At 70.0% G+C, this 14,964-nt stretch carries 18 protein-coding genes; 6 read left to right on the top strand and 12 right to left on the bottom strand.

Going from position 1 to position 14,964, the window contains the following annotated elements:
- Positions 1 to 131: 131 nt before the first annotated feature.
- The 9 genes from mdcH to madL form a co-directional block, all read right to left on the bottom strand.
- On the bottom strand, positions 132 to 1,064 hold the full coding sequence (mdcH, locus tag WS75_RS22055; protein WP_059683146.1) for a malonate decarboxylase subunit epsilon: 933 nt from the start codon (positions 1,062 to 1,064) through the stop codon (positions 132 to 134).
- Complete coding sequence (gene mdcB / locus WS75_RS22050) at positions 1,061 to 1,927, bottom strand: triphosphoribosyl-dephospho-CoA synthase MdcB (protein WP_059683144.1); 867 nt, start codon at positions 1,925 to 1,927, stop codon at positions 1,061 to 1,063. Before mdcB ends, mdcH begins: the two co-directional genes overlap by 4 nt.
- Positions 1,924 to 2,592, bottom strand: coding sequence for a malonate decarboxylase holo-[acyl-carrier-protein] synthase (gene mdcG / locus WS75_RS22045; RefSeq protein WP_059683236.1), 669 nt, complete (start codon positions 2,590 to 2,592; stop codon positions 1,924 to 1,926). Before mdcG ends, mdcB begins: the two co-directional genes overlap by 4 nt.
- Positions 2,579 to 3,286, bottom strand: coding sequence for a biotin-independent malonate decarboxylase subunit gamma (mdcE, locus tag WS75_RS22040; protein WP_059683141.1), 708 nt, complete (start codon positions 3,284 to 3,286; stop codon positions 2,579 to 2,581). Before mdcE ends, mdcG begins: the two co-directional genes overlap by 14 nt.
- A 61-nt stretch (positions 3,287 to 3,347) precedes the next feature.
- Positions 3,348 to 4,271, bottom strand: coding sequence for a biotin-independent malonate decarboxylase subunit beta (locus WS75_RS22035; protein WP_059683139.1), 924 nt, complete (start codon positions 4,269 to 4,271; stop codon positions 3,348 to 3,350).
- A complete protein-coding gene (mdcC, locus tag WS75_RS22030; RefSeq protein ID WP_059603544.1) occupies positions 4,268 to 4,582 on the bottom strand; it encodes a malonate decarboxylase acyl carrier protein in 315 nt (104 codons plus the stop codon). Before mdcC ends, WS75_RS22035 begins: the two co-directional genes overlap by 4 nt.
- Before the next feature lie 10 nt (positions 4,583 to 4,592).
- Positions 4,593 to 6,239, bottom strand: coding sequence for a malonate decarboxylase subunit alpha (mdcA, locus tag WS75_RS22025; protein ID WP_059683137.1), 1,647 nt, complete (start codon positions 6,237 to 6,239; stop codon positions 4,593 to 4,595).
- Positions 6,240 to 6,369: 130 nt separating this feature from the next.
- Entirely contained in the window at positions 6,370 to 7,137 is a 768-nt protein-coding gene (madM, locus tag WS75_RS22020; RefSeq protein WP_059683135.1) for a malonate transporter subunit MadM, read from the bottom strand.
- Positions 7,138 to 7,148: 11 nt separating this feature from the next.
- Positions 7,149 to 7,544 (bottom strand): malonate transporter subunit MadL, encoded by a 396-nt coding sequence (gene madL / locus WS75_RS22015; RefSeq protein ID WP_059683133.1) that lies wholly within the window; start codon positions 7,542 to 7,544, stop codon positions 7,149 to 7,151.
- Positions 7,545 to 7,877: 333 nt separating this feature from the next.
- On the opposite strand from madL, the gene WS75_RS22010 reads away from it, so the two are divergent.
- The gene (locus WS75_RS22010; RefSeq protein ID WP_059683131.1) at positions 7,878 to 8,726 is read left to right on the top strand and encodes a LysR substrate-binding domain-containing protein; all 849 of its coding nucleotides are present in this window, start codon (positions 7,878 to 7,880) and stop codon (positions 8,724 to 8,726) included.
- Between the two features lie 167 nt (positions 8,727 to 8,893).
- Positions 8,894 to 9,175: a DUF4148 domain-containing protein gene (locus WS75_RS22005; RefSeq protein ID WP_059683128.1), complete on the top strand. Its 282-nt coding sequence runs from the start codon at positions 8,894 to 8,896 to the stop codon at positions 9,173 to 9,175.
- Positions 9,176 to 9,214: 39 nt separating this feature from the next.
- Here the strand turns inward: WS75_RS22005 and WS75_RS22000 are convergent, their stop codons facing one another.
- Positions 9,215 to 10,132, bottom strand: coding sequence for a 3-hydroxyacyl-CoA dehydrogenase NAD-binding domain-containing protein (locus WS75_RS22000; RefSeq protein ID WP_059683127.1), 918 nt, complete (start codon positions 10,130 to 10,132; stop codon positions 9,215 to 9,217).
- Between the two features lie 239 nt (positions 10,133 to 10,371).
- On the opposite strand from WS75_RS22000, the gene WS75_RS21995 reads away from it, so the two are divergent.
- Positions 10,372 to 10,812: an Hsp20/alpha crystallin family protein gene (locus WS75_RS21995; RefSeq protein ID WP_059683125.1), complete on the top strand. Its 441-nt coding sequence runs from the start codon at positions 10,372 to 10,374 to the stop codon at positions 10,810 to 10,812.
- A 27-nt stretch (positions 10,813 to 10,839) separates the two neighbouring features.
- The gene (locus WS75_RS21990; protein WP_059683123.1) at positions 10,840 to 11,268 is read left to right on the top strand and encodes an Hsp20/alpha crystallin family protein; all 429 of its coding nucleotides are present in this window, start codon (positions 10,840 to 10,842) and stop codon (positions 11,266 to 11,268) included.
- A 113-nt stretch (positions 11,269 to 11,381) separates the two neighbouring features.
- Here WS75_RS21990 and WS75_RS21985 read toward each other — a convergent pair whose 3' ends face one another.
- Both WS75_RS21985 and WS75_RS21980 read right to left on the bottom strand, forming a co-directional pair.
- Entirely contained in the window at positions 11,382 to 11,684 is a 303-nt protein-coding gene (locus WS75_RS21985; protein ID WP_059683121.1) for a TFIIB-type zinc ribbon-containing protein, read from the bottom strand.
- 84 nt (positions 11,685 to 11,768) lie between these two features.
- Entirely contained in the window at positions 11,769 to 12,524 is a 756-nt protein-coding gene (locus tag WS75_RS21980) for a TerC family protein (protein ID WP_059683119.1), read from the bottom strand.
- Between the two features lie 108 nt (positions 12,525 to 12,632).
- Between WS75_RS21980 and WS75_RS21975 the strand changes: the two genes are divergently transcribed.
- Positions 12,633 to 13,526, top strand: coding sequence for a LysR family transcriptional regulator (locus tag WS75_RS21975; RefSeq protein ID WP_059683117.1), 894 nt, complete (start codon positions 12,633 to 12,635; stop codon positions 13,524 to 13,526).
- Positions 13,527 to 13,654: 128 nt separating this feature from the next.
- On the top strand, positions 13,655 to 14,794 hold the full coding sequence (locus WS75_RS21970) for a DUF2242 domain-containing protein (protein ID WP_059683114.1): 1,140 nt from the start codon (positions 13,655 to 13,657) through the stop codon (positions 14,792 to 14,794).
- The last annotated feature ends 170 nt before the right edge of the window (positions 14,795 to 14,964 follow it).

Genomic DNA, 14,964 nt, shown 5'->3' with positions numbered 1-14,964 from the left:
GTGGCAAGCGCCCGCTGCGACGCTGCTGCGCCGGCGCAACACCCGGTGCGCAACAACCATCTGGCGGGCCGGTTCCGGAATCGATCTTGCCGGGATTGCCACGCGTTTCCGGGCCGCTCGCGCGCCGCCCGTCAGCCGGCCGCGACGCGCGCGAGCCAGCTCGCGATACCGTCGACGGAACGAAAATCCGCGACGCTGCGTGCCGTCAGTGCCGGATAAGCGCCGCCCGCCATCTCGGCCAAGGCTCGGCCCGGGCCGAGCTCGAGAAACGCGGTCGCGCCGGCCTCGACGCACGCGGCCAGGCAGGCCGCCCACTCGACCGGCTCCGCGATCTGCCGCGCGAGCTTGTCCAGCCCCGTGCCGACATCGAGCACCGACGCGCCGTCGATCCCCGAAAGCAGCCGCGTACCGGGCGACGGCCGGCGCACGTTCACGGCAGCCAGCGACGCGCGAAACGCGGGCACCGCCGACGCGAGCCGGCGCGTGTGCGACGCGATCCGTACGCACACGGGCGCAACGCGCAGCGCACCGTCGCGTGTCGCGTCGTCGGCCACCGCGGCAACGTCGGCCTGCCGCCCGGCCACCACGAATGCGTCGCCCGGGTTGGCGATCGCGATCGCCGCATCGCGGCCGTCGCATAGTTGCGCGAGCTGCGCGCGCGTCAGCCCGCGCACGAACGCCATCCGTTCGTCGCCGCCGCTCGCGGCGTCCATGGCGCGCGCGCGCGCGTCGGCCAGATCCAGCGCGTCGTGCGGATCGATCATCCCCGCGACGCTCCACGACGCGACTTCGCCGACGCTGTACCCCGCGACACAGCGCCGGCGCGGCCACACCGCTTCGAGCAACGCAGCCGCCGCGAGCGCCTGCACCGTGCAAAGAATCTGCGCGGCGCGGTTCTCGCGCAGCGCGTCCGGTTCGGCATGCCGCACCCAGTCGCGCGGATCGTCGCCAAGGAGCCGGCCCGCATGCTCGAACAGCGGATCAGCCTGTGGCGCGGCGCCGGTCAATTCGAACATGTCCGCCCGCTGCGCGCCTTGCCCCGAACACAGGATCGCCAGCGTCATCGTCCCTCCTCGGCCGCTTCGAGTGCGTCGACGAACACGCTCATCGCCAGCAGGTCGGCCGCCCCGCCCGGGCTCAGCCGGCGTGCGACGAACGCGCGGTGTGCGGCGGCCGCGCGCAATCGCCAGTCGCGAGCGCGTATGCCGCCGCGGGCGACGAATGCGCGTGCCGTGGCCCTCGCGAAATCGAGGCCGGCCTGCCCACCTCGATGCAGCAGATTCGTATCGTCGAGCGCGGCGATCAGCGCGAAGCATGCGTCGACGCGCGCGGCCTCCGGATCGTCCGGCACGCAGCGCTGCGCGCGGCGCAGTGCGGGCAATCCGACGCCGTACACGGTCGCGAACCCGTCGGCCGCCTCGCGACGCGCGCCGCCGACGCCGTAGCGGCGGCTCGCGCGCTCGCCGTGACTGTCCGGCAGCCGCGGGCCGCCGAGGATCTCGGTGCCCCACCGCTGCGCGACGAACGCGCCGAGCGTCATCGTGCGGGCCGCCGTGCCGGGCGCCGTGCGGCGGCCGGCGGCCGCGCACAGCAACCCGAGCCCGAAAATCGCGCCGCGATGCGTGTTGACGCCGCCGGTCGCCGCGAGCATCGCGTGTTCCGCGCGCAGCCCGATCTTGCGCAGCACGGCCATGTCCGCGTCACGCGCGCCGGCGTCGGCGAGTTCCGCGAAGTACGGCCGCAGCACGGCCGCGCTGCGCGCGAACGTCGCGGCGTCCATGTCCGCATGGCTGCCGGTGTCGACGTGACTGACGAGGCCCGGTTTCGGATATGTCTCGATTTCGAGCACGAGGCTGCGCTCGGCGAGTTCGGCGATGCGCTCGGCTTCGGACGGCGCGGCCGTCCGGCAGGCGGCCCATGCACTCATCGCATGCCTCCCGTGAATGCGTCGGCGGACATCAGTTCGACGGCGATCGCCGTCTTGACCGCGACTTCAGGCAGCCGCGCATGCAATTCGCGCCAGTTCACGCCCGCGCCGTCGTCGCGCAGCAGTTCGCCGTCGATGCGCATCGGCGCGCGCGCGTCGAGTGCCGCCAGGCCGTCGAGCAGCGCGGCAAGCGATGCGGCGTCCGGCAGCGGGAACACGATGTCGAGATCGGAGGACCCGCTCAGATAGCGCTCGCCCGTCAGCGCCTGCCACGCGAGGCTGCCGAACACGCGACCCTGCACGCCGCAGCGCGCGCCGAGCGCATCCAGCTCGCGCAGCGTCGCGTGCCATGCGTCGGGCGCAGCGGCCAGCACGTCGGCCAGCGTGGGCAGCGGGCCGACCGACTCCACCGCGTCGGCGGCGACGTTCAGAGCGATGCGCCGCTTGCCCGCGGAAGGCGGCAGCGGCAAGCCGAGCGGCACGCGCCGCGCATCGGCCTCGTCGTGCGACGCGCGGCGCACGATCATCGGCCAGCCGCGCGCGGCCCACGCCTGCAGGAGCGGATCGGCCGCCAGCGCGGGATCGCGCGCGCATACCGCGCGCCACCCGGCCGCCGTCAGCGTGACGAGCGTGTGGCGTCGCAGCGGCGTGTCAGCGTGCGGCACGCGCGAGTGCCTCGACGCGTCGCGCGACGTCGGCCGCGACCGGCCGGCCGCGCGCCGCACGACCATCGTTGCGATCGGCCGGCTTGCCGAGCCATTCGCCGACCTGCGCGTCGAGCGCGCGGGCTGGATCGAGCACGGCGTCGACGGCGCCCATCTTCACGAGATTGTCGAGCCCCGGCGCGAACACCGGCGTCGAGCGTGCCATCTGCTTCAGCACGTCGATCGGCAGCTTCGTTACGCGCGACATCGACGGCAGGTCCATCACCTCGGGCTCGGCACCCGGCACCGCGAGCAACGTGCGTGTCGCGAGCGCGGTCGCGATGAACGCGCCCGCGGCCGTATGGCCGTACAGCAGGCCGATCGTCCGGTGCCCGGCAAGCTCCGCATGCATCAGGCATTTCGCGAGATGCGACAGCCCTTCGTTCAGGCCGAGCAGTTCGTCACGCTTGCTCATCCGCTGGCTGTCGCTGTCGACGAACACGAGGATCGGCGTGCCGCCGCCGCGCTCGATCGTGTCGAGCACGTGCGATGCGAGCGTGACGGCTTCGTCGATGCCGAACGGCAAGCGATCGGCGACGCCGATCACGTCGACGCGCGTGCCGGTCAGTTCAGCGTGGCCCGTCAGCAGGCCGCCGTTTCGCTTGATCGAATGACCTTTGGGGAACAGCGAATTGAGAACTTCATCGAGCGTCATGCTGCCTCCCGCCGGGCCGCCCCAACGGGGGCAGCGAACGAAGTGAGCGTGAGGGTCGGTTTCATTGCTGCTCCTGCAGTTTTTCGGCGAGCTTCGCGAATTCATCGTCGGACATACCGGGAATCGCTTCCGGCTCGCTCGCGCCGAGCGCACGCCACACGTCGAGCGCATCCCTGCACGCGCCGAACCGCTCGACGCGCGCTTCGAGCCGCGCCTGCTCCGCTCGCAGCATCGCCACATCGAATGTCGGCGCACGGCCGATCAGGTCGAGCGCGGCCGTGCGAAACGCATCGGGCGTATCGGCCACATAGCGATCCGCGCTGCCGATCAGCCGACGGTGCTTGCCGCCCATCGTGCGCCAGATCAGCGCGCGGTCCTTCGCGTCGAATTCCTCGACGCCGCGGTTGGTCTCGATCACCTCGGGCCCCGACACGCTGATGCGCCCCTGCTCGGACACCGCGAGCGCCGAGCAGCACGCGGCGAGCAGCCCGCCGCCGCCGTAGCAGCCCGCGCGCCCGCCGATCAGCCCGATCACCGGCACGCCCGCCGCGCGCGCCTCGACGAGCGCACGCATGATCTCGGCGATCGCGAGCTCGCCCGCATTCGCTTCCTGCAGCCGCACGCCGCCGGTGTCGAACAGGATCAGCACCGGCTTGCCGACGTCGCGTGCGGCGCGCAGCAATCCGGTGAGCTTCGCGCCGTGCACTTCGCCGAACGCGCCGCCCATGAAGCGGCCCTCCTGCGCGGCGACGAACACCGGCTGGCCGCCGAGCCGGCCGTGGCCGACCACCATCCCGTCGTCGAACTGCTGCGGCAGGTCGAACAGCGGCAAGTGCGGGCTCGTCACGCGTTCGGCCGGCCCGAGAAATTCCGTGAAGCTGCCCGCGTCGAGCAGCCCGTCGATGCGCTGGCGCGCCGACGCTTCGTACCAGCTCGCGGCGTTCGCGACGAACGGCGGTGCGTCGTGGATCGCGTCGGTCATCATGCGTCCCCCTCGATCGCGCGCACGGCTTGCGCGAGCCGCAGCGACACCATGTCCGGCCGCGCGCCGCCGTCGTTGATCGACAGCTTCAGGCCGCCCGGCGCGCGCCGTTCGACGAAGTCCGACACCACCGCCTGCCACACCGCGCCGAAACCGACCGCCGCGGTGCGGATGTCGATCTCGCATTCGTTGCCCGGCAGCACGCGCTCGACGAGCACCTCGAGATTGCCGGACGCGACCACGCCAACGAGCGCGGTGGCTAGTTCGCCCCGCGCACGCCCGCGCGCGGTGAAGCGATAGTTCAACTGTTCCATGCCCTCTTCCTCACCAGTTGCGGAACCGGGCCGGCGGCGCATACAGGCCGCCCGACCAGTGCACGAGATCCTTGATCGAGCGCGCGGCGAGCCAGCGGCGGTCGGCGTCGAGCGGATCGATGCCGAGATCTTCCGGGCGGCGGATCACACCGCGCTCGCGCAGGCGCTCGACCATCCTGCGGTCGCGGCCGCGGCCGACTTCCGTATAGCCGGCCACGCCGCGGATCGCATGCTCGCGTTCGTCCTTGTCGCGGCACATCAGCAGGTTCGCGATCCCTTCCTCGGTGACGATGTGCGTGACGTCGTCGCCGTAGACCATGATCGGCGCGAGGTCGAGCTGCAGCTTGTCGGCGAGCTTCAGCGCATCGAGCTTCTCGACGAACATCGGCACGTTCTTGTCGCCGAAGGTCTCGCCGATCTGCACGACCAGCTTGCGGCCGCGCCTGAGCGCCGCCGGCGTGTCCGGGTCGGCTTCCGCGCCGGCCTTCAGCCACGGCTCGCTCGGGTGGCGGCGGCCGCGCGCGTCGCTGCCCATGTTCGGCGCGCCGCCGAAACCGGCGATCCGCTCGGCGGTGACCGTCGACGAATGGCCGGACAGGTCGATCTGCAGCGTCGAGCCGATGAACATGTCGCACGCGTAAAGGCCGGCGGTCTGGCAGAACGCACGGTTCGAGCGCAGCGAGCCGTCCGGGCCCGTGAACCACACGTCGGAGCGCGCGCGGATGTAGTCGTCCATCCCGACTTCGGAGCCGAAGCAGTGGATCTGCTCGACCCAGCCCGATTCGATCGCGGGAATCAGCGTCGGGTGCGGATTGAGCGCCCAGTGCGTGCAGACCTTGCCTTTCAGCCCGAGCTTCGCGCCGTAGGTCGGCAGCAGCAGCTCGATCGCGGCCGTGTTGAAGCCGATTCCGTGATTCAAGCGCTTGATCCCGTACGGTTCGTAGATGCCCTTGATCGCGAGCATCGCGGTCAGGATCTGCGTCTCGGTGATCGCGGCCGGGTCGCGCGTGAACAGCGGCTCGACGTAGAACGGCCGGCCGGCCTCGACGACGAAATGCACGCGGTCGCCCGGAATGTCGACGCGCGGCACCTTGTCGACGATCCGGTCGACCTGCGCGATCACGATGCCGTCCTTGAACGCGGTGGCCTCGACGACGGTCGGCGTGTCTTCCGTGTTCGGGCCGGTATACAGATTGCCGTCGGCGTCGGCGCTGACCGCCGCGATCAGCGCGACATGCGGCGTGAGGTCGATGAAGTAGCGCGCGAACAGTTCGAGATACGTGTGCACCGCGCCGAGCGCGATCTTGCCGCCGAACAGCAACTTCGCGATCCGCTGCGACTGCGGGCCCGAATACGCGAAATCGAGCCGCTTCGCGATGCCGCGCTCGAACACGTCGAGATGCTCGGGCAGCACGACGCCCGACTGCACCATGTGCAGGTCGTGGATCTTCGCGCTGTCGACGTCGGCGAGCGCCGTCGCGAGCAGGTCGGCCTGCTTCTGGTTGTCGCCTTCGAGGCACACGCGATCGCCGGGCCGCAGCACGGCCTCGAGCAACGCGACGGTGTCGCGCGCATCGACCCGCTTGCCCCGCGCGTAGGCCGCGCCGGCCGCGAGGCGTGCATCGCGCGCCTGCCGCGCGTGATTCCATCCCGTCATGAACAGTTCTCCCGCTTCGATGGTTCAGCGGCATTCTAAGCCTGGCGCCGCCGCCGATTGATGATGTTGACGAATCCGACTCAGAGGACGCCGCGATGGATGCGGCCCGCGCGCGACGGGCCACGCGCGGTCACGCGCCGACCAGCGCGCGCGTCGTGAAGAACAGCACCGACGGCCCGAGCAGGCAGCCGACGCCGGTATGGAACGTCGCGACCAGCGCGCCATACGGCACGAGCCGGCGGTCGGTCGCGGCGAGACCCGCGCTCACGCCGCTCACGGTGCCGGCGAGGCCGCCGAAGATCATCGCGGAGCGCGGCGTCTTCAGGCCCATGAAGCCGGCCGCGACCGGCGTGCCGATCATCACGATGATCGCCTTCACGAGGCCCGTCGCGATGCTGAGCGCGATCACGTCGGAGCTTGCACCGATCGCCGCGCCCGTGACGGGCCCGACGATGTAGGTGACGGCGCCCGCGCCGATGGTCGTCATGCTGACCGCGTCGGTATAGCCGAACGCGCGCGCGATGCACGCGCCGACGATGAACGGCAGCACGGTGCCGAGCAGCAGCGACACGACGCCGACGAGGCCGGCCTTGCGCGCCTCGGTCGGCTGCACTTCGAACGCGGTCGCGACGATCGCGAAATCGCGCAGCATCGCGCCGCCCATCAGGCCGATACCGGCGAACAGCTTGACGTCGGCCAGCCCCTTCTCGCCGCCGGTGAATGCGCCGCCGACGTAGGCGAGCACGAGGCCGATCACGATCGCGATCGCGGAGCCGTGCACGCGGCCGAACGTGAGCTTGCGCGACGCGATCGACGAGATCCACATGATCAGGCCGACCAGCGCGAACGATGCGACGAGCCCGTTGTGGGCGACGGTTTTTTCGAGCATCTGCAGCATGGCGGCCTCCGTCACTGTTGTTCGAATTGCGGCACGCCCGCGAAGGCCGTGTCGTCGCGCCCGGTGCGCACGAGTACCGCGATGCAGCATGCGCAGATCGCGACCGCGCCAATGGCGGCGAGCAGCGCGACCGGCCCGCCCTTCAGCGCGGCGACAACGTTCTGGTTCGCGGCCATCGCGACGACGACCGGAATGTACATCGCGCCCCAGAAACCGACCCCCGCCTCGGTCTCCTTCGGCAGCCAGCCACGGCGGTGCAGCCACAGGCGCAGGCAGATCAGCAGCAGCATCGCGATCCCGACGCCGCCGACGTTGGTTTTCACGCCGATCGCGCTGCCGAGCAGGTCGCCGAGGAACAGTCCGGCCAGGTGGCAGAACGCCAGCAGCGCGGTTCCGTAGATGATCATGAGTCGTCTCCAGTCTCTTCGTGACGGGCGCCTGACGCATGCGGGAGTCAGGCCCGCACGCCGATCCCGGGCACGGACGATCTGTCTCCTGCGGCGGTGCGCCGCGGCCCGGCGGCTCGTCGTGCGAGCGCGTTCTCGGGCGGTCGATGGGATGATGCGGTTTCGGGCCGGACGCCGGATGGCTTAGACTGACCGATAAAGCCGGCGGCGCGACACGGGCTACGCGTCCGGTGGCCCCCGTTCGCAGAGGCCGCACTGGCGCGTGATCCGATACTAGCGCCGCATAATCCGGCCATTTATGAAGTTGTCGAAACCGATTCAGTGGATTTAGCAATGCGCCCGTTACCGCCCGAGCTGCTGCGCAGCTTCGTCGCCGTCGCCCAGTCCGGCAGCTTCACCGCCGCGTCCGAGCGCGTGAGCCTGTCTCAGTCGACCGTCAGCCAGCACATCCGCCGCCTCGAGGAGCTGCTCGACCGGCCGCTGTTCGAACGCGACACGCGCAACGTGCACCTGTCGCAGCACGGCGACGCGCTGTTCCGCTACGCGGTGCGCATCCTCGAACTGATGGATGAGGCCGTCACGTCGGTGTGCGGGCCGCCGCTGTCGGGCAAGGTGCGGCTCGCGATGTCGGAGGATTTCGCGTCGGCGCACCTGACGGCCGCGCTCGCGAGCTTCGTGCAGCGCAATCCGGATGTCGAGCTCGCGATCTCGACGGGGCTGTCGGGCGACCTGTTCGACGCGCTCGACGAAGGCCGGCACGATCTGGTGTTCGCAAAACGCATCGCCGGCAGCCGGCGCGGCCGCGTGATCCGCAGCGAGCCGCTGTACTGGTGCACCGGCCCCGATTCGCGGATTACCGGCCACGAGGCCGTGCTGCCGCTCGCGATGCATCCGGAGCCGAGCGTGTCGCGCCGCCGCGTGCTCGAGTCGCTCGAAGCCGTCGGACGGCCGTACCGGATCGCGGTCGTGAGCAGCAGCGTCGCGGTGCTGCGCGCCGCCGCGAGCGCGGGGCTCGGCGTCAGCGCGTTCGCCGGCTACGTGATCCCGGCCGGGCTCGCGCGGCTCGACGCGGGGCTGCCCGAACTCGGCGAACTCGAATACGTGATCGACCGCCCGGCGGCCGCGTCGCGCTCGACGCTCGCGCTCGAAGCCACGCTGATCACGGCGGCGGCCGAGCTGTAGCGGCACCGCGCGCCCGGCCGCACCCGGGCGCGTCGGTCGCACCTGACAGCTTCGCCCGGAATGCGTCATCGTCCGCGCAGCACCCGCTCGCGACAATGGGCCCCCATCGGAACGCATCGCACCTCGCCGCGCGCCTCCGGTACCCGTCCCCTTGATCGGAGCCCACCATGAAGAACGTCCTGCGATTCGCCGTCGCGACCGCTGCAGCCGCCCTGCTGTCCCCCGCCTTTGCCCAGACCGATGCGTCGGCCCCCACACCGGGGCTGACCCGCGCGGAAGTGATCGACCAGCTCAGGCAGGCCTATCTCGACGGCGAACTGCCGACGAACGACGGCAACTATCCGCCGAATGCCGCGACGCGCGCGCGCAACCGCGAACTGGTTCAGGCCACTCAGCCCGCGTGGCTCGCGCAGACGCCACGGGCACCGCAAACGGCCGAACAGCAATAGCCTTTCACGGCGTAACCGGAACGCCGCGCGGCGATGCGCTCAGGGCAGGAAGCTGCGGCGCCGCGCGTCGATCAGTTCGACGAGCAACCGGTCGCGCTCCGCCGCCAGTTCCTGCATCGAGCGTTCGCCCTGAATCGCGCGCAGCTCGTCGTTCAGCTTGCGATCGACTTCCGGATCGAACGAAGGCGTGCCGAGGTCGTCCCACCAGCTCGTGATCGGCCCCGACAGGTGTTCGAGAAAGTGCGCGATCCCGCCCGCACCGCCGCCGAGGTGATAGGTCAGGCACTGCCCCATCAGCCCCCAGCGCAGCCCGGGACCCCACGCGACGGCCTTGTCCGCGTCGGCGACGCTCACGACGCCTTCGCCGACGAGGTGATACACCTCGCGGAACAGCGCGGCCGCGAGGCGGTTCGCGACGTGGCCGGTCATCTCCTTGTTGAGCACGATGGTCTGCTTGCCGAGCGCGTCGTAGAAATCCTTCACGCGCGCGATCACGTCCTGGCCGGTCGCCTCGCCGCCGACCAGCTCGACGAGCGGGATCAGGTGCGGCGGATTGAACGGATGCGCGATCAGGCAGCGTTCCGGATGCTTCGCGCATGCGGTCTGGATATCGGACGTTTTCAGGCCCGACGAGCTCGACGCGATCGGCACGTGCGCGGGCAGCACGTCGTCCATCTGCCGGTAAAGCGCACGCTTCAGGTCGAGCCGCTCGGGGCCGTTCTCCTGCACGAAGTCGACACCGTCAAGCGCACGCACGAGATCGGCATCGAACGACAGCCGCGCGGCAAGTTCGGCGGCCCGCTCGCCGAGAAACGCAGTCAGCGCGTCGCGCAGCCGCACGTCGGCCTGCGGCGCCGGGTCGGTCGCGACGACGTCGAAACCCTGCGTCAGATAGAAAGCCGTCCAGCTCGCGCCGATCACGCCGGTGCCGACGATCGCGATACGTTGAATGTCCATGTGCGTCCCGTCTCCGAGGTCAGTTGATGCGCGGGGATTGTCGCATCGATTCGCGGCGTCGCGCTGCGGCGACTCAACGTGCGATTGCCCTCTTGAAATCCGTTTCGACGACCTCTAATTACGCGGTGCCGGGCAGCGCCGGTATCGCGCCGCCCCGTTTCAATCCAGCGGAAAACCGCGCGGCGCCTTGTCGTCAGCGCCCGCTGCGTATTCCGCGCTTCACGTGCAGGAGGACCATCATGAGCGATCTCTATTTCGGCAACGACCTGTTCGACGAATTCGCCCGCATCCAGCGCCAGATGGCGGGCCTGTTCGGCGGACTTCCGACCGGCATCCGCGAGGGCCGGCCGAGCGCATTCCCCGCGCTGAACATCGGCGCGACCGACGACACGATCGAAATCGTCGCGTTCGCGCCCGGCATGGCCGCGGCGGACTTCGACGTATCGATCGACAAGGATCTGCTGACGATCAGCGGCGAGCGCAAGCCCGTGCCGCAGCAAGCAGGCGAGGACGTGCGCACGTATGCGCAGGAGCGCTTTCACGGCAAGTTCCGCCGCGTGGTCGAGCTGCCGCAGAACGCCGATCCCGACAACGTCAGCGCCCGCTACGAAAACGGCTGCCTGCTGATTCGCGTCGGGCGTCGCGAAGAATCGAAGCCGCGCGCCATCACCGTCCAGTAACCTCGGAATCACCTTCAGGAGAACGACATGAATACGAACCAGACCCTGACCGAACGCCAGCCCGGCACCCCGTCCGCTGGCGCGACCGCCACCGCCGCCGCCGAGGACGCATCGCGTCGGCCCGCGATCGTGCCGGCCGTCGACATCGTCGAAGATTCGCAGTGCGTCACGCTGCGCGCCGACCTGCCCGGCGTGCCGCGGGAAAACCTCGACGTGAAGGTGCACGACAGCACGCTGACGATCGAAGCCGAAGCACGCATCGACACGCCGGCCGAGTTGCGCGTGCGGCATGCGGAAGTTCGCGCGCCGCGCTTCGTGCGCACGTTCGTGCTGAGTGCGGACCTCGACACGTCGAGGATCGACGCGAACCTGCGCGACGGCGTGCTCACGCTGACGATTCCGCGTCGCGAAGAAACCCGCCCGCGCCGTATCGACGTGAAAGCCGGCGACGCATAAGCGTCTCGCTCCGGTACTGCCCGAGGCCGTACCGACGATGAACAAGCCCCGCCAGGCAATGCCTGTGCGGGGCTCGTTTCACGACGCGCGGCACGCGGCGGGTGCCGGCGGCCTCAATCGAAATCGAACAGGTCGAACACCGACTTCTTGCGACGCCGGCCGTCGTGCCGGTAACGCTCGTCGTGCGAGCGCCCGTCGCGCCCCCAGCCATCGTCGCGACCACGTTGCGCAGGCGCATCGGGTGGCGCCGGCGCGGCGGCGCGGTGTGCCGGCGCGTCATCGGTTTCGCGGGCGATCAGCTTGTCGAGTTCGCCGCGATCGAGCCACACGCCGCGGCACGTCGGACAGTAGTCGATCTCGATCGACTGGCGCTCGGCCATCAGCAGGTCGGGCGTCTTGCAGACAGGGCATTTCATCGCATCTCTCCTTTGCGGGCGAATGTCGTCCGGATTCCGTATGACGCGCGCGAGCCGGCCACTGCCGGCGTCACGCGCGGTGGCTCAGTGGCCTTGCGTGCGTGCCGCGCGCTTCGCCTTCGCACGCCGCGCCAGCATGTTCATGCCTTCGACGAAGGCCGAGAACGCCATCGCCGCGTAGATGTAACCCTTCGGCACGTGCGAACCGAACCCTTCGGCGATCAGCGTCATGCCGATCACGACCAGGAACGACAGCGCGAGCATCACGATGGTCGGGTTGCGGTCGATGAAGCGTGCGAGCGGCTGCGCGGCGAACAGCATCACGCTCACCGCGACGATCACCGCGACGAACATGATCGGCACGTGTTCGGTCATGCCGATCGCGGTCACGATGCTGTCGATCGAGAACACGATGTCGAGCATCACGATCTGGCCGATCGCGGCCCACATCGTCAGGCCGACCGCGCCGCCGGCACCGCCCGCGCCTTCACCGTCGTGCGACACGTGGTGATGGATCTCGGTGGTCGCCTTCCACACGAGGAACAGACCACCCGACAGCAGGATCATGTCGCGCCACGAGAACGCATGGTCGAACAGCGTGAACACCGGTTCGGTGAGGCTCGCGATCCACGCGACGCTGCCGAGCAGCGCGAGGCGCATCACCAGCGCGAGCGCGATACCGAGGCGCTGCGTGCGGGCGCGCTGCGCTTCGGGCAGCTTGTTGCTGAGGATCGAGATGAAGATCAGGTTGTCGATGCCGAGCACGACTTCCATCACGACGAGCGTGAGGAGCGCGGCCCAGACGGCGGGGTCGGCGGCAAGCGTCAGCAGGTAGTCCATGAAAAGGGCCGATACGAAAGTGGAAAGCCAGATGATATGCGGCCACGAACTTCGTAAAAATCAGAGAGAATCTGATTTTTGGTTCGGTTTTTCCGAAATTACGATCCGATGCTCAATTTCCGACATCTGTACTATTTCTGGGTCGTCGTGAAGGAAGGCGGCTTCGCGCGCGCGGCCGCGCGGCTCGACATGGCCGTGCAGACGATCAGCGCGCAGGTGCGCGAACTCGAGAAGGCGCTCGGGCACCAGTTGCTGCGCCCCGCCGGGCGCGGCGTCGCGATGACCGACGCCGGCCAGGCCGCGTTTGCGCGCGCGGAAGCGATCTTCGAGCTCGGGCGGCTGATTCCCGACGAGGTGCGCGCGGCGGCCAGCCAGCCGACCGTGCGGCTCGCGGTCGGGCTCGCCGACGGCATCTCCAAGCTCGCCGCGCACGCGATCCTCGCGCCGGTGCTCGACACGCCCACGCTGCGGCTGCTGTGCCACGAGGGCGAGCACGATGCGCTGCTCGCGGAGCTCGCGCTGCATCACCTCGATCTGGTGCTGGCCGGCCAGGGTGCGCCGTCGGGGTCGAACCTGCGCGTGACGAGCGAGCGGCTCGTCGCGTCGCCGGTCGACTGGTATGGCCCCGCGACGCTCGTCACGCCGGCCGCGCGGCAGCGGTTTCCGCAGTGCCTCGCCGACCTGCCCGTGCTGCTGCCGACCGCCCATTCCGCGCTGCGCTCGCGCCTCGACCTGTGGCTGGAAGGCGAACGGATCGTGCCGCGCGTGGCCGGGGAGTTCGAGGACAGCGCGCTGATGGCCGTGTTCGCGGCGCGCGGCCTCGGCGTGTTTCCGCTCAGCGAACTCGGCGCGAACGACGCATCGCTGCTGCGTGGGCTCAGGCGGCTCGGGCGCGCGGGCGACGTGACCGAGGAGATCCACGCGATCCGCTCGCGGCGCGGCGAACACCATCCGCTGACGTCGCAATTGCTGGCCGCGGCGCGCGGCGCGCCGGCCGCCTGAAGCGAGCGCGACATCAAACGAAACTATAATGACGCCCCGGCCATACGAGATTGCCACGCGCATCGCACTGCCCCGCCGCTGCGCCCGCAGCCCCGCGCGGCATCTCGCCGAGCCTTCTGAAAGACGCCATGCACAACCGATTTCGCCTGTTTTCCGTTTCGTGCGCGCTCGCGGCCGCGACCGTGCTGGCGGCGTGCTCGTCGCCGCCCAAGCCGATCTACCAGCAGGAGCAGTTCGACGCGACGTCCAGCCCGTACGCGCATACGTTCCATTCGAAATCCGACGCGACCTGCGAGGCCGCGCGGCGCGCGCTGCTGAGCCAGGGCTACGTGGTGTCGTCGTCGCGTAACGATGCGGTCGACGGCAGCAAGAATTTCCAGCCGAACAACGACATGCACGTCGTGATCGAGTTTCACGTCGTGTGTGCGGACGCGAATGCCGACGGCTCGTCGAGCATCGCGTACGTGAACGCGGTGCAGGATCGCTATACGCTGAAGAAGTCGAATACGTCGGCGAGCGTCGGCCTCAGCGTATTCGGCTCGCTGTCGCTGCCGATCGGGTCGAGCGACGACGCGCTCGTGAAGACCGCGAGCGAGACGATTCCCGCCGGCGTGTTCTATGAGCGCTTCTTCAATCTCGTCGAGCATTTTCTGAAGATCGATCCGGCCCGCCGCGATCGCGCGACCGTCAAGGCCGCCGAGAAGGAACCCGTCACGCCGCTGCCCGAACCCGCGCCGACGCCGCAGGGCGAACCGATGAAGATGACGACGCCGGTCGTGCCGACGCCGCCCGCCGCGCCGGTGCCGCTGTCGGCACCGGGCGTCGCGCCGGCTTCGGGCACGTCGGCCGCGCCTGCTTCGCCTGCTGCGGCATCGGCTGTGGTCGCGCCGGCGGCGATGCGGGGTGGCGTGCCGACTTCGCCCTCGGCGTCAGCTTCGGCACCTGCGTCGGCTTCGGCCGCAGTCCCGGCTTCCTCCTCGGCATCGGCTCCGGCACCCGCTACGGCGGCTGTGCCTGCTTCGATGCCGGCTCCGGCACCTGCCTCCGTTCGAACGCCCGCGTCTGCCTCGGCACCGCCCTCATCGACGCCCGCCGCTGCCACGCGGGCTGCACCGACATCGGCATCGGCCGCGCCTGCCCCGGCAGCCGCCGCACCTGCCCCCGCGAACGCTGCTCCGGTATCGGCGGACAAGGCGGCCGCGCCCGCTGCCGCCGATCCAGTCGCCTCGTCCGCACCGACCGGTGCCAGCGCGCCGTCCGCGAACTGATCGCGCGACCGTCTCTCCGCGCCGTGCGCCCGTCGCGCGCGGCGCGCCATGTGCACCCTTCCCCGCCGCGCCACGTGATCGTCGTACACCCGAAGGCCGGTTGCGCATGCGCGCCGTAACGTAACCGGCGATCGCGTGCAGCCCGTCGCGGCGGACCGCATGAATGCCGG

This window comes from Burkholderia sp. FL-7-2-10-S1-D7, from assembly GCF_001524185.1.
Classification (GTDB): domain Bacteria; phylum Pseudomonadota; class Gammaproteobacteria; order Burkholderiales; family Burkholderiaceae; genus Burkholderia; species Burkholderia diffusa.
The sequence above is the reverse complement of the archived record's forward strand: the minus strand, read 5'-3'. Positions and strand labels throughout refer to the sequence as shown.

What these genes read in the sequence shown, in the direction of transcription:
- mdcH (WP_059683146.1), bottom strand. Translation starts at nt 1,064, where the DNA reads ATGACGCTGGCGATCCTGTGTTCGGGGCAAGGCGCGCAGCGGGCGGAC.
- mdcB (WP_059683144.1), bottom strand. Translation starts at nt 1,927, where the DNA reads ATGAGTGCATGGGCCGCCTGCCGGACGGCCGCGCCGTCCGAAGCCGAG.
- mdcE (WP_059683141.1), bottom strand. Translation starts at nt 3,286, where the DNA reads ATGACGCTCGATGAAGTTCTCAATTCGCTGTTCCCCAAAGGTCATTCG.
- WS75_RS22035 (WP_059683139.1), bottom strand. Translation starts at nt 4,271, where the DNA reads ATGATGACCGACGCGATCCACGACGCACCGCCGTTCGTCGCGAACGCC.
- mdcC (WP_059603544.1), bottom strand. Translation starts at nt 4,582, where the DNA reads ATGGAACAGTTGAACTATCGCTTCACCGCGCGCGGGCGTGCGCGGGGC.
- mdcA (WP_059683137.1), bottom strand. Translation starts at nt 6,239, where the DNA reads ATGACGGGATGGAATCACGCGCGGCAGGCGCGCGATGCACGCCTCGCG.
- madM (WP_059683135.1), bottom strand. Translation starts at nt 7,137, where the DNA reads ATGCTGCAGATGCTCGAAAAAACCGTCGCCCACAACGGGCTCGTCGCA.
- madL (WP_059683133.1), bottom strand. Translation starts at nt 7,544, where the DNA reads ATGATCATCTACGGAACCGCGCTGCTGGCGTTCTGCCACCTGGCCGGA.
- WS75_RS22010 (WP_059683131.1), top strand. Translation starts at nt 7,878, where the DNA reads ATGCGCCCGTTACCGCCCGAGCTGCTGCGCAGCTTCGTCGCCGTCGCC.
- WS75_RS22005 (WP_059683128.1), top strand. Translation starts at nt 8,894, where the DNA reads ATGAAGAACGTCCTGCGATTCGCCGTCGCGACCGCTGCAGCCGCCCTG.
- WS75_RS22000 (WP_059683127.1), bottom strand. Translation starts at nt 10,132, where the DNA reads ATGGACATTCAACGTATCGCGATCGTCGGCACCGGCGTGATCGGCGCG.
- WS75_RS21995 (WP_059683125.1), top strand. Translation starts at nt 10,372, where the DNA reads ATGAGCGATCTCTATTTCGGCAACGACCTGTTCGACGAATTCGCCCGC.
- WS75_RS21990 (WP_059683123.1), top strand. Translation starts at nt 10,840, where the DNA reads ATGAATACGAACCAGACCCTGACCGAACGCCAGCCCGGCACCCCGTCC.
- WS75_RS21985 (WP_059683121.1), bottom strand. Translation starts at nt 11,684, where the DNA reads ATGAAATGCCCTGTCTGCAAGACGCCCGACCTGCTGATGGCCGAGCGC.
- WS75_RS21980 (WP_059683119.1), bottom strand. Translation starts at nt 12,524, where the DNA reads ATGGACTACCTGCTGACGCTTGCCGCCGACCCCGCCGTCTGGGCCGCG.
- WS75_RS21975 (WP_059683117.1), top strand. Translation starts at nt 12,633, where the DNA reads ATGCTCAATTTCCGACATCTGTACTATTTCTGGGTCGTCGTGAAGGAA.
- WS75_RS21970 (WP_059683114.1), top strand. Translation starts at nt 13,655, where the DNA reads ATGCACAACCGATTTCGCCTGTTTTCCGTTTCGTGCGCGCTCGCGGCC.